The 13207-nt window shown below is 70.6% G+C and carries 8 protein-coding genes and 1 riboswitch; of the genes, 3 read left to right on the forward strand and 5 right to left on the reverse strand.

Annotated features, from left to right (window positions below; all coding sequences use genetic code 11):
* Positions 1–101: 101 nt before the first annotated feature.
* Complete coding sequence (locus VDQ83_RS01265) at positions 102–1706, reverse strand: peptide chain release factor 3 (RefSeq protein WP_263395295.1); 1605 nt, start codon at positions 1704–1706, stop codon at positions 102–104.
* A gap of 46 nt (positions 1707–1752) precedes the next feature.
* Complete coding sequence (locus tag VDQ83_RS01270) at positions 1753–2691, reverse strand: peptidoglycan DD-metalloendopeptidase family protein (protein ID WP_455433670.1); 939 nt, start codon at positions 2689–2691, stop codon at positions 1753–1755.
* Between the two features lie 236 nt (positions 2692–2927).
* A riboswitch (SAM riboswitch) is annotated at positions 2928–3046 on the forward strand.
* A 70-nt stretch (positions 3047–3116) separates the two neighbouring features.
* Here VDQ83_RS01270 and metX point away from each other — a divergent pair.
* Genes metX through VDQ83_RS01285 form a run of 3 tightly spaced genes read left to right on the forward strand, consistent with a single transcriptional unit; the run spans position 3117 to position 6468 of the window.
* Positions 3117–4166 carry a homoserine O-succinyltransferase MetX gene (gene metX, locus VDQ83_RS01275; protein WP_455433572.1) on the forward strand — a complete coding sequence of 350 codons (1050 nt, stop codon included), beginning with the start codon at positions 3117–3119 and terminating at the stop codon, positions 4164–4166.
* A complete protein-coding gene (locus VDQ83_RS01280) occupies positions 4163–5380 on the forward strand; it encodes an O-succinylhomoserine (thiol)-lyase (protein ID WP_455433573.1) in 1218 nt (405 codons plus the stop codon). Before metX ends, VDQ83_RS01280 begins: the two co-directional genes overlap by 4 nt.
* A gap of 32 nt (positions 5381–5412) precedes the next feature.
* Positions 5413–6468 carry a homoserine dehydrogenase gene (locus VDQ83_RS01285; protein ID WP_455433671.1) on the forward strand — a complete coding sequence of 352 codons (1056 nt, stop codon included), beginning with the start codon at positions 5413–5415 and terminating at the stop codon, positions 6466–6468.
* Between the two features lie 106 nt (positions 6469–6574).
* Here the strand turns inward: VDQ83_RS01285 and VDQ83_RS01290 are convergent, their stop codons facing one another.
* From VDQ83_RS01290 to VDQ83_RS01300, 3 genes are all read right to left on the reverse strand, one after another.
* Positions 6575–8629: a glycosyl hydrolase family 18 protein gene (locus VDQ83_RS01290; RefSeq protein ID WP_455433574.1), complete on the reverse strand. Its 2055-nt coding sequence runs from the start codon at positions 8627–8629 to the stop codon at positions 6575–6577.
* A 349-nt stretch (positions 8630–8978) separates the two neighbouring features.
* Positions 8979–9986 carry an alpha/beta fold hydrolase gene (locus VDQ83_RS01295; RefSeq protein WP_455433575.1) on the reverse strand — a complete coding sequence of 336 codons (1008 nt, stop codon included), beginning with the start codon at positions 9984–9986 and terminating at the stop codon, positions 8979–8981.
* 69 nt (positions 9987–10055) lie between these two features.
* Complete coding sequence (locus tag VDQ83_RS01300; RefSeq protein ID WP_455433576.1) at positions 10056–13073, reverse strand: two-component regulator propeller domain-containing protein; 3018 nt, start codon at positions 13071–13073, stop codon at positions 10056–10058.
* Between the last annotated feature and the right edge of the window lie 134 nt (positions 13074–13207).

The following is a 13207-nucleotide window of genomic DNA, read 5'->3' on the forward strand; positions in this document are numbered from 1 at the left end:
CCGCAAACGGTACCGCACTTGCGAGCGATTCGCATCCGTTGCGGCGCAGCAATTGGCGCGCGGTTCACGCCCGCGCGCCGTGCAGCGTCGGCCCGGCGCGATCAGTCCAGCGCGACGCTGTGCGCGTGCTCGCGGGTCGCGGCGAAGCGCACGTCCGGCGCGCGTTCCTGCGCCAGTTGCAGGTTGACCCGGGTCGGTGCCAGGTAGACCAGTTCGCCGGCGCCGTCGATGCCCAGGTTCATCGCGTTCTTCTCGCGGAACTCCTCCAGCTTCTTGGCGTTGTCGCAATGCACCCAGCGCGCGGTCACCACGCCAACCGGCTCGAAGCTGGCATCCACGCCATATTCGTCCTTGAGCCGGTAGGCGACCACTTCGAACTGCAACACGCCGACCGCGCCCAGGATCAGGTCGTTGCTCATCAGCGGGCGGAAGAACTGGGTGGCGCCTTCCTCGGACAGCTGCGCCAGGCCCTTCTGCAGCTGCTTGAGCTTGAGCGGGTCGCGCAGCCGCGCGCGGCGGAACAGTTCCGGGGCGAAGTTGGGGATGCCGGTGAACGACAGCGCCTCGCCTTCGGTGAAGGTGTCGCCGATGGAGATGGTGCCGTGGTTGTGGATGCCGATGACGTCGCCCGGATAGGCCTCGGCGGCGATCTCGCGGTCGCTGGCCATGAAGGTCAGCGCGTTGGCCAGCTTGGTGTCCTTGCCGGTGCGCACGTGCAGGGTCTTCATGCCGGCGCTGAAGCGGCCCGAACAAATGCGCATGAACGCGACCCGGTCGCGGTGCTGCGGGTCCATGTTGGCCTGGATCTTGAACACGAAGCCGGTCAGCTTTTCCTCGGTCGGCTGCACCGGGCGGCCGGTGGTGGCGTGCGGCTGCGGCGGCGGCGCATGCTCGGCGAAGAAGTCCAGCAGCGGCTGCACGCCGAAGTTGTTGACGCCGGAGCCGAAGAACACCGGGGTCTGCTTGCCGGCGCGGTAGGCGTCCAGGTCGAACGCATGGCTGGCGCCCTGCACCAGTTCCAGCTCGTCGCGCAGCTCGGCCAGCATCTGCTCGCCGATGCGTTCGGCCAGGCCGGGCGCGTCCAGCGACGGGAAGATGGTCGAGTCCTGGCGGGTGAAGTTGCGGCCCTGCTCGTACAGGTGCACTTCGCCGCTGATCAGGTGCACCACGCCCTTCAGGCGCTGGCCCATGCCGATCGGCCAGGTCACCGGCGCGCACTGGATGCCGAGCACGGTCTCCACTTCGTCCAGCAGGTCGATCGGGTCCTTGCCCTCGCGGTCGAGCTTGTTGATGAAGGTCATGATCGGCGTGTCGCGCAGCCGGCATACCTCCATCAGCTTGATGGTGCGTTCTTCCACGCCCTTGGCCACGTCGATCACCATCAGCGCCGAGTCCACCGCGGTGAGCACGCGGTAGGTGTCCTCGCCGAAGTCGGCGTGGCCGGGGGTGTCGAGCAGGTTGATGATCTTGCCTTCGTACGGGAACTGCATCACCGACGAGGTCACCGAGATGCCGCGCTCCTTCTCCAGCGCCATCCAGTCGGAGGTCGCATGGCGCGCGGCCTTGCGGCCCTTGACCGAGCCGGCCATCTGGATCGCGCCGCCGAACAGCAGCAGCTTTTCGGTCAGCGTGGTCTTGCCGGCGTCGGGGTGGGAAATGATGGCGAAGGTGCGGCGGCGCGCAGCTTCCTGGGCAACATCGGACATGGCAACGGCGCCCACTGGGCGATCACGGCTACAGGGAAGGGCGGAATTATAGCGCCGCGGCGCCGGCCACGGGTTGCGCGGCGTCCTCGCTGCGCGGCAGCTTGAGTTCGCCGAGGGCCCCGGCCATGCGGAACGGGATCGACTCCAGGCGCATGCCGCGGTTGGCCTGCACGGCGAAGTGCAGGTGCGGCGCGGTGCTCAGGCCGGTGTTGCCCGACAGCGCCAGCCGCTCGCCGGCGGCGACGCGCTGGCCCGCATGCACCGCCACGCCCTGCGGCGCCAGGTGCGCGTACAGCGCCATGCTGCCGTCGGCGTGCACGATGCGCACGAAGTTGGCGCGGCCGCCGAAGGTCTCGCGGTCCAGCCCGGCCTCGGCGAAGCCGGTTTCCACCTGCATCACCGTGCCGGCGCGCGCGGCCAGCACCGGGGTGCCTTCGGCCAGGGCGAAATCCAGCGCGTAGTAGTTCTGCGCGTCGTGGTGGCTGAAACGGCCGCCCACGCCCTGGTCCACCCGCACCGGGACGCCGTCGAACGGCAGCCGGTACAGGGCGTCCTGCGGCTTGGCGGCCGGATCGCCGGGGACGGCCTCCAGGAGCAGGTCGAACTGGCTGGCGTAGCGCGGGTCGCTGGCGTACAGCCGCGACAGCAGCGCGCTGCCGCGGGCCGGCAGCACCGTGCGCAGCGGCAGCGCCGGGACCGCGGCGACGTTGTCTGCGTGGCGGTAGCGCAGGTGCACCTGCACCGGGCCGTCCAGACGGTTGTCGGCCCAGGCCTGCTGGCGCGGGGCCTGGCCGTCCAGGCGCAGCCGCGCCAGGGCGGTCTGGGCGGCCGAAGGACGCGTCGGCGGAGGTGGTCCGGATGCCGCTTCGCGCTGCGGATCGGCGACGTGGTCGCCGTAATGGGTGACGCCGTCGGCGTCTTTCCATGCATACAGGGTCGCCGCCGTACCCAGTCCAGGCACCGCGGCCAGCAGCGACCAGGCGATGCACAGCCGCCAACGCGGCGCGGCGCGGCGGCGCTGCGGGAACGCGGAAGCTTCTCGGGCGGTGGCGGTGGCGGTGGCGGGGGCGGGGCACTGGCCGGGCATCGGGGCTCCTGGCGCCGGCGTGGGGGGAGCGCCGTGGCAGCGCGGAGTATGCGGCAGCCGCGGCTGCGGCCTCTTATATCTCTCCATCCGAATAAAGAGATTTGACATTGCCGAAAAACGCTGGCATCGTGGCTCCACCATCGAGACCGGCGGAGGGACAGGCCCTTTGATGCCGGGGCAGCCAGCGAACGCGCAAGCGACCGTGTAGGTGCCAAATCCTGCGGGGACCACCGCGTCCGCCGAAAGATGGTTCGATTCGTGCCTTCCGCACGTCGAACGCGAGCTCCGCGAAGCTCGATGGCCGTTCCTCCCCGGATATCGCCATGAGCCTCGTGAATACGCCCAACCGCCCCCTTGCCGTGAATGCGCCGCTCGACCGCCCTGCCGCTGCCGTCGCGCCGGCAGCCGATGGCGTGCTCGCGCTGCGCGGCGAAGTCGCGGTGGCGCTGCCGCTGCGTCATGCCGGCGTGCAGTTGCTGCGCCTGCGCTACGAACTCACCGGCCCGGCACAGGCGCCGGTGGTGTTCGTCGCCGGCGGCATCTCCGCGCATCGCCATCTGGCCGCCAATGCCAGTTTTCCCGAGAAGGGTTGGGCCGAGGGCCTGGTCGCTGCCGGCCGTGCGCTGGACCCGAGCCAGCGGCGGCTGCTGGCGTTCGACTTCGTCGGTGCCGACGGCAGCCTTGACGCGCCGATCGACAGCGCCGACCAGGCCGATGCGATCGCCGCGCTGCTCGACGCGCTGGGCATCGACCGCTTGCACGGTTTCGTCGGCTATTCCTACGGCGCGCTGGTCGGCCTGCAGCTGGCGGTGCGGCATCCGCAGCGCCTGGACAAGCTGGTCGCGGTCAGCGGCGCGCACCGCGCGCATCCGTATGCTGCGGCGTGGCGCGCGCTGCAGCGCCGCGCGGTGGCGCTGGGCCAGCTGCAGTGCGCCGAGAGCCACGGGCTGTCGCTGGCGCGGCAGTTCGCGATGCTCAGCTACCGCACCCCGGAAGAGTTCGGCGAGCGCTTCGATGCGCCGCCGGAAGTGATCAACGGCCGCGTCCGCGTCGCCGCCGAGGACTACCTGGATGCTGCCGGCGCGCAGTACGTGGCGCGCACCCAGGTCAACGCCTACCTGCGCCTGTCCGAATCCATCGACCTGCACCGCATCGACCCGGCCGCCGTCGCCGTGCCGACCGTGGTGGTCGCGGTCGAAGGCGACCGCCTGGTGCCACTGGCCGACCTGGTCACCCTGGTCGAAGGGCTGGGCCCGCGCGGCAGCCTGCGCGTGCTGCGCTCGCCGTACGGGCACGACGCCTTCCTGAAAGAAACCGACCGCATCGACGCGATCCTCGCCACCGCCCTTCGCCCCACCGGAGCTACCGCATGAGCACTGCCCACGACAACGATCTGCCCTGTAGCGCCGCCACCGCCGCGGTGCGCGCCGGCATCGACCGCGATACCGCCTACGGCGCGGTGACCCCGCCGATCGTGCTGTCGTCGAACTTCAGCTTCGACGGCTTCGGCAACAAGCGCCAGTACGACTACACCCGCAGCGGCAACCCGACCCGCGACCTGCTCGGCGAGGCGCTGGCGGAACTGGAAGGCGGCGCCGGCGGCGTCATCACCGCCACCGGGATGGGCGCGATCAACCTGGTGCTCAACGCGCTGCTGCAGCCGGGCGACAAGCTGGTGGTGCCGCACGATGCGTACGGCGGCAGCTGGCGGCTGTTCAACGCACTGGCCAAGAAGGGCCATTTCGACCTGATCACCGCCGACCTGACCGATCCACGCTCGCTGGCCGAGGCGCTGGCGCAGGCGCCGAAGCTGGTGCTGATCGAGACCCCGTCCAACCCGCTGCTGCGCATCACCGACCTGCGCTTCGTCATCGATGCCTCGCACAAGGCCGGCGCGCTGGCGGTGGTCGACAACACCTTCCTGTCGCCGGCGCTGCAGAAGCCGATCGCGTTCGGCGCCGACATCGTCATCCACTCCACCACCAAGTACGTCAACGGCCATAGCGATGTGGTCGGCGGCGCGGTGATCGCCGCCGATGCCGAGCTGCACCAGCAACTGGTGTGGTGGGCGAATGCGCTGGGCCTGACCGGTTCGCCGTTCGACGCGTTCCTGACCCTGCGCGGCCTGCGCACGCTGGATGCGCGCCTGCGCGTGCACCAAGAGAACGCGCAGGCGGTGGTGGCGCTGCTGGACGGGCATGCGGCGGTCAGCCAGGTCTATTACCCGGGCCTGGCCACGCATCCGGGTCACGCGGTCGCAGCGCGGCAGCAGCAGGGCTTCGGCGCGATGATCAGCTTCGAGCTGGCCGGCGGCGAGGCCGAGGTGCGCGCCTTCGTCGATGGCCTGCGCTATTTCACCCTGGCCGAGTCGCTGGGCGGGGTCGAGAGCCTGGTCGCGCACCCGGCGTCGATGACGCATGCGGCGATGACCGCCGAGGCGCGCGCCAATGCCGGCATCGGCGACGGTCTGCTGCGCCTGTCGGTGGGCATCGAGTCCAGCGCGGACCTGGTCGCCGACCTGCAGGCGGGTCTGCTGCGCGCGCAGCAGGCCAGCGAGGCGGTGGCACGCAAACGGGTGGACGCGTGAGCCGTCTCGCCGACGACGCGCTCGCGCCGCGGCTGCGCGCCGAGGCAGTCGTGCATGCGCCGCAGCTGGCCTTGCTCGGTACCGGCACCGTCGGCCGCGCCTTCGTCGCGCGCTACCAGGCCTTGCAGCAGCGGCGCGCGGGCCTGCCGGCCTTCGCCTGGCTGGCCAATTCGCGCACGCGCCAGGTGTGCCTGGCCAATGCCAGCGCGCACGCGCTGGACGCGGCCAACGCCGCGCCGCGCGGCGCGCGCGCGCACGACCTCGCGGCGGACGAGCTGCGCCGTGGCGACGTGCTGGTCGACGCCACCGCCAGCGACGCGGTCGCGCAGCGGCATGCGCAGTGGCTGGCGCGCGGCGTGCACGTGGTCACCGCGAACAAGCTAGGACGCGGCGCGGCGCTGGAGCGCGCGCAGCAGATCGAGGCGGCGCGGCATACGGGCGCCACCCACTACGGCGACAGCGCCACGGTCGGCGCCGGCCTGCCGCTGCTGAGCAGCCTGCGCGCGCTGGTCGCTGGCGGCGACCATATCCATGCGGTGGAGGGCGTGCTGTCGGGATCGCTGGCGTGGCTGTTCCATCGCTACGACGGCACGCAGGCGTTTTCGGACTGCGTGCGCGAGGCGGCGGCGGCCGGCTATACCGAGCCGGATCCGCGCGAGGACCTGTCCGGCGAGGACGTGCGCCGCAAGCTGCTGATCCTGGCGCGCGCTGCCGGGCTGCCGCTGCGCGCCGAGCAGGTGCAGGTGGAGTCGCTGCTGCCGCCCGCGCTGGCCGCGGCAGCGCCGAGCGAGCTGGATGCGGTGCTGTCGGCGCTGGATGCGCCGCTGGCCGCGCGCCTGGCGCAGGCCAGCGCGAACGGCGCCTGCCTGCGCTTCGTCGGCCGTTTCGATGCGCACGGCGCGTCGGTGGGGTTGCGCGCATTGCCGCTGGGCCATCCGCTGGCCAGCGGTGCCGGCACCGACAACCGCGTCGCGCTGCACAGCGACCGCTACCTGCAGCAGCCGTTGTTGATCCAGGGCCCGGGTGCCGGCGCCGAGGTGACCGCGGCCGCATTGCTCGATGACGTGTTGCGCATCGCCGCCGACTGAGCGATTGCGTGCACCGCGACGACGTCCGACCCCGTATCGGGGACGCGCAAAGAGAAACGCCGGCTTGCGCCGGCGTTTCGTTTGCTGGATGGCGTCGCTGCGCCGCTTATTGCAGCCCGTTGCTGACCGCCTTGACCAGTTCCGCCTGCGGCGCGTCGCCGCTGAACTCCCAGAAGAAGGCGCCGCCCAGGCCCTGCGCCTTCACGTAGCCCATCTTCTGGGTGATCACGCCGGGCGTGTCGTAGCTCCAGAAGGTGCTGCCGTTGTACTTCCAGTGCGCGCCGGCAGCGTTGTCGGTATGCGAGGTGCCGGCCGCGTTCTTCAGGACCTTGTAGTCCTCGATGCCGGCCTCGTAGGTGCCGGGCGCCGGGCTGCCGCTCTGGTACAGGCCGTTGTTGACGTTGGGCACGTTGCTCCAGCCGCGCCCGTAGAAGCCGATGCCGAGGTTGAGCTTGGCCGCGGGCACGCCGGCATCCAGGAACGCCTGCATCGCGTCGTTGCTGTTGTAGTAGCGCTGGTCGCCGGTGGACGGATCGGCCGGCGAATCGAACAGCGCCGAGTGGTGGTTGGTGGTCGGCTCGAACGCGCCATGGAAGTCGTAGGTCATGACGTTGATGTAGTCCAGCGACGGGTGGTACTGCGCCGGATCGGTCGCGCGGATCTTGTCCACGCCGGCGCCGACCGCCACGGTCAGCAGCAGGCCGGAGCGGACCTCGTTGAGCTGGCGCCGGAACTCGGCCAGCAGCGCGGTGAAGTTCTGCCGATCCTCGGCGCTGCCGCAGCTGAGGCCGCAGGCGTTGGGATATTCCCAGTCGATGTCGATGCCGTCGAACACGCCGGCCGCGGCCGCCGTGCCGCCTGCGCCGTCGGTGACCGGCAGATTGCCGCGGATGTAGGCGTCGATGCACGACGCCACGAAGGCCTGGCGGTTCTCCGGACGTGCGGCGCTGGCGAAACCGCGCGACCAGGTCCAGCCGCCGAGCGAGATCAGCACCTTCAGGCCCGGGTGCTTGGCCTTGAGCTTCTTCAGCTGGTTCCAGTTGCCGCGCAGCGGCTGGTCCCAGGTATCGGCCACGCCATCGACGCTCTGCGCGGCCGCGAACGCCTTGGTGTAGTCGGCGAACGCGTCGCCGCCGGCGCCGGTGTTGGGATCGGACGGCTGCACCACGCCCACTTCGCAGCGGTTGTTGCGCACATTGCCGAAGGCGTAGTTGATGTGGGTCATGTAGTTGGCCGAGCCGCTCTTCTCGATGTCGGCGACCTGGTAGTTGCGGCCGTAGATGCCCCACTGCACGAAGTAGCCGATGACGCGCTTGCCGCCGCCATTGCCGGCCGGCCTGGTGCGTACGCTCAGCGCCGCGCTGTTGGCCGAGGCGTTGCCGGCGTTGTCGCGTGCGGCGACCTGGTAGCTGTAGCTGGTGTCGGCGGCCAGTGCCGAGTCGGTATAGGCGGTGCCGGTGGGCGAGCCGACCAGGGTGCCGTTGCGGTACACGCGGTAGCCGGCGATGCCGCTGCCGCCGGCGTTGTCGCTGGCCGCGTTCCACGACAGGGTGGCGCTGCTGCTGGTCTGCGTGGCCGAGGCCAGGCCGGTCGGCACACTCGGTGCGGTGGTGTCGGTGGGCGGGGTGCCGGTGACGGTGATGCCGCGGGCCGCGGAGGTGGCGGTCGCACCCTGGTTGTCGGTCGCCACGGCGGTGAGCTGGTGGCTGCCGGCGCTGGCGTTGTTCCAGGTGACGCTGTACGGCGAACTGGTGTCGCTGCCCAGCGAGGTGCCGCCGCGGAAGAACTCGACCTTGGCGATGCTGCCGTCGGCATCCGCGGCATTCGCCGACACAGTGATCGTGGCGCCGCTGGCGAAGCTGGCGCCGCTGGCCGGCGCGCTCAGGGCCACGCTCGGCGGTTGGTTGGCGGTGGTGCTGCAGGTGCCCAGTTCCTGGTACCAGCCGCAGCTGGTGCAATAGGTGGGCGCGGCGTTCCATATCTGCGTGGTGGCCTGGTACAGCTTGCCCTGGAACACCAGCTTGTCGCCGCTCTGGTAGATCTTGGCCGCGTCCCAGGCGGCGATGCCGCTGCACGACACCGACTGCGCGCGTGCCTGGGAAGCGAATCCGACGAGGGCGGTACAGCACAACAGCCACGGTAGAGCGAATTTCACGTTCATGGTGAAACCTCCTGTCCTGTGCGATGTGGTTCCTGCGTTTCCGGGGCAGCCGGACCTTTCCCCCTGTACGCGCTGCTTTCCAGCACGCCTGGGCGCGACCGGGGTCGTGCGGGCGTGCTGGAGAACGGACCGTCGGATGCGGTGATAACGTTGTCAATTCCCCGCGCTGAACAATCGGGGTGGCTATCTCAGTAATGGGTGACAACGTTGGTTCCGCGGGCTCGCGCAGACAGTCGATGGCGCCTGTCATGCTGCAGGGCGCAAGCGCTGTGCGCCGCTGGGTCGGACGACGCAGCGGCGCGTGGCATGGAACGAGCAATACGTGCAGCGGCCCGGCGGGCCGCACGGCTCAGTGCGACAGCGCGTCCAGCAATGCGGCGTTGAAGCGCTGCGGGTCCTGCACCTGCGGCGAGTGGCCCAGTTCGGCGAATTCGACCAGCTTGGCGCCGGGAATCGCCGCCGCCGCGCGTTTGCCGAGGGCGGGGTAGTCGCCGAGCTGCGCCTTCACCGCCTCCGGCGCCAGCGCCTTGCCGATCGCGGTGGTGTCCTTCTGGCCGATCAGCAGCGTGGTGGCGACCTTCAGTTGCGGCAGTTCGTAGACCACCGGCTGGTTGAACACCATGTCGTAGGTCAGCGCCTGGTTCCAGGCCACCGCCTGCTTGCCGGGGCCGGCATACATGCCGGCCTGCATGCGCGCCCAGCGTTCGAATTCGGGTTTCCACTGGCCCGCGTAGTAGGTGCGCAGCTGGTAGTTCTTGATGCTGTCGAAGTCGGTCTTCAGTTCGCTTTGGTACCACGCGTCCACGCTTTGCCAGGGCACGCCGAGCGCCTTCCAGTCTTCCAGCCCGATCGGATTGACCAGGGCCAGGTGGTCGGTGGCCTGCGGATACATCAGCGCATAGCGGATCGCCAGCATGCCGCCCATCGAGTGCCCGACCACCACCGCGCGGGCGATGCCGAGGTGCTCCAGCAGCGCGTGCGTGTTGGCCGCCAACTGCGCGAACGAGAACTGGTAGGCCGCCGGCTTGCTCGACTTGCAGAAGCCGACCTGGTCCGGCGCGATCACCCGGTAGCCGTGCGCGCTCAGCGCCGCGATGGTGTCTTCCCAGGTCGCGGCGCAGAAGTTCTTGCCGTGCAGCAGGACCGCGGTACGGCCATTGGGCGTGCCGGTCGGCGCCACGTCCAGATAGGCCATCTGCAGGGACTGACCTTGCGAGACGAGGGCGTAGTGCGCGACCTTCGAGGGATAGTCGAAGCCTTCCAACTGCGGGCCATAGCGCGCCGGGGTGGCGGCATGGCATGGCAGCAACAGGGAGGCGGCGGCGAGCGCGGCAAGGAACGAAAGGGGTCGGCGCATGCGGTGGGAGAACCTGCGGGGGACGCGGCGACTCTAGCCCACGCCGCGCACGCGGGGCGTCAACGCGGCTCAGCAGTTGCCGTGCACCAGGCTCAGGCAGGCGTGGTGCTGCATGCGCTCGGCCGGCTCCTGCAACGCCGCCAGCACCTGCTCGGCCTGCGTGCCCAGCGCCGGCCGGTACGCGGCCCAGCCGTTGCGGCCCTTGGCCTTGGCCTGGTACAGCGCGCGGTCGGCGAGGATCAGCAATTGTTCCCAGCCCAGGCGGCTGTCGGGATCGTGCACGAACGGGAATTCGGCCAGGCCGATCGAGCAGGTGACCTGGCCCTGGCGGCCGTGATCGAGGGTGAAACGGTGTGCGGCGATCGCCCGGCACAGGCGCTCGGCCGCCACGGTCAGGTTCTCGCGCGGCGCCGAGCGCAGCACCAGCAGGAATTCCTCGCCGCCCCAGCGCACCACGTAGTCGCTTTCGCGGGTCAGCTTGACCAGCAACTGCGCCATCTGCTGCAGCACCGCGTCGCCGGTGTGGTGGCCGCCGCTGTCGTTGATCGCCTTGAAATGGTCGATGTCGATCAGCGCGAACAGCATGCCCGAGGACAGCATGTCCTGGTCGTTGGCGGCCATGCGCCGGTACAGCGCGATGTCGCTGGGAATGTGCAGCGACAGGTAGCGGCGGTTGCGCAGTTGGGTCAGGTCGTCGGTGAAGCTGGCTTCCTGCAGGCGCTGGTTGGCCGCCTGCAGCGCTTCGGTGCGCTTGTGCACCTGCCGTTCCAGCCGCTCGCGCTGGCGCTGGTTGACCAGGCGCGCCATGCGGATGCCGAGCAGCAGCAGCGCCAGCAGGCCCAGCCCCAGCAGCAGCTTGTAGTACAGCGTCTCCTGGAAACGCAGCCGGATGCGCAGCGGCAGCCGCGCCGGGGCCTGCGCCCAGACGCCGGCGTTGTTGCTGCCGGTGACTTCGAACACGTAGTCGCCGCCGGGCAGGTTGGTATAGGTCGCCACGCGCTGGCGGAGGTCGTCGAGGGTGCGCCAGCGGGTGTCGTAGCCGAGCAGGCGGTAGCGCAGTTCCACGTTCTCCGGGGCCTGGAACGAGGCGGCGGTGAACTCGAAATCCAGGTCGCGCGCCTGCGCCGGCAGCGGCGCCTCGCGCAGCGCCTGCGGCGCCAGCCAGCGGCCCTGCGCGCGGACGCGTTCCACCACCGGCTGCGGCGCCACCGGGTTCTTGACGATGCCGGCGGTGTCCATGCTCACCACGCCGTCGCGGCTGGGCAGCCACAGCGTGCCGTTGTCGATGAAGCCCTTGCCGTTGCCGGCGCCGTTGCAGCACAGGCCCTGCACGCCGCCATGGCGCTCGCCGCGCTCGTTGAGCAGCAGCTCGGCCTGCAACGGCGTGGCCGGCACCTCGATGCGCTTGAGCAGGCTCGCCAACGGCATCCGGTAGACGCCGCGCAGGCCCGCCACCCACAGGCTGCCGTGGCCGTCGTCGGCGATGAAGAACGCGGCGTTGTCGGGCAGCCCGTCGCGTTCGTCGAACATGGTCCAGCGCTTGCCGTCGAACACCCACAGCTGTTCCGACAGCGTGCCGACCACCCACTGCCCGCCGGGCAATTCGTGCACGGCGGTGACGTCGGCGTCGGCCAGCGCCGAGCCGGCGTCGGCCAGCGACACCAGGCGCTCACCGCGCAATTCGTACAGGCCGGCCTGGGTGCCGACCAGCAGGCGGCCGTCGCCGGTCTCGTGGATCAGGCGGATGCGCGGGTCGCGCAGGCCGTCGCTGGTGCCGTAGCGATGCAGGCGGCTGCCGTCGCTGCGGAACAGGCCGTCGCTGCTGGCGAACCACAGGCGCTGCGCGCGGTCGCGGACGATGCCGCTGATCTGCAGTTCGCGCAGCGGCGCCAGCAGCGGCGGCAGCGTGGCGCGCCCGTCGCGGTACAGCACGGCGCCGCGGCGGGTGCCGATCCACAGCTGGCCGGGTTCGGCCAGCAAGGTGTAGGGGACATCGGCGGGCAGCTGTTCGCGGCTCAGGACCTGCTGGTAGCGGCCATCGCGCAGCCGCGCCAGGCCGCTGCCGGTGCCGACCCACAGCGAGCCGTCGGGATCGCGCGCCAGGGTCCACACCAACGGGTCGGCCAGGCCTTCGTAACTGCTGTAGCGGCGCGTCCAGCCGTTCCACAGGCGGGTCGCGCCCTTCCAGCGGCTGCCCAGCCACAGGTTGCGCTCGCGATCTTCGAAGATCGCGCTGGCGCCGGCGTCCTGGTTGCCTTCGGCGTACTGCTCGACGATGCCGCCGTCGCGCACGCGCAGCAGGTAGCCGGGCAGGCCCACCCACAGGTTGCCGTCGCTGTCCTGGAACAGCGCTTCCACCGCGCGCCGGGTCAGCGCCGGGTCGCCGGGCAGGCGCTGCCAGCGGCCATCGCGGCGGAACAGCAGGCCGTCGCGGCTGCCCGCCCACAGCCGTCCCTGCGCGTCCAGCAACTGCCGTACCGGCGCCTCGCGCGCGTCCGCCGGCAGCGGCAGCGGCGCGTCGTCGTCATCGGCAGCGAAACGCAGCACGGCGCCGCGCGTGCCGACCCACAGCTCGCGGCCGCGTGGCAGCAGGGCATAGGCACCGTCGGCGATGCGATGGCGCAGGCGCAGGCGGTCGCCGACCACGGCGTAGACGCCGTCCTGCGCCGCGACCAGCACCGTGCCCTGCGCGTCGACCGCGATCGCTTCGATGTTCAATAGCGGCGACTGCGGATCCTGCGGCAGCAGGTTGCTGAAGCGCCCGTCGCGGTAGCGCGCCAACCCGCGGTAGGTCCCGATCCACAGGTCGCCACTGGGATCCACGTGCAAGGCCTTGATCATCGGGCCGGGCAGGTGCGCCGGCGCCTTTTCGCCGAAGGTGGTCATGCGCACGCCGTCGAAGCGCGCTAGCCCGCTCATCGTGCCGATCCACAGGTAGCCCTGCCGGTCCTGCGCGAAGGCCTGCACGCTCAGCTGCGGCAGCCCCTGTTCCAGGCCCCAGCGTTGGCTTTCGTAGTGGTTGAACTGCTTGTCCGGCTGCAGGGCGGCCGCCGTCGGCACGAGCGAGCACCACGCTCCCAGGAGCATGGCCAGCTGCAGCGCACGGGTGCAGCAGGAAGCGGGGTGGGACTGCAAGAGCATTCCAGTGCCGAATCGGCGGGTCGTCACAGTCGCTATCGGCGCTGGTGCGCGGATCTTTATCCGCACTGCAGCAAACGCCT

The organism is Xanthomonas sp. WHRI 7945 (genome assembly GCF_035026585.1).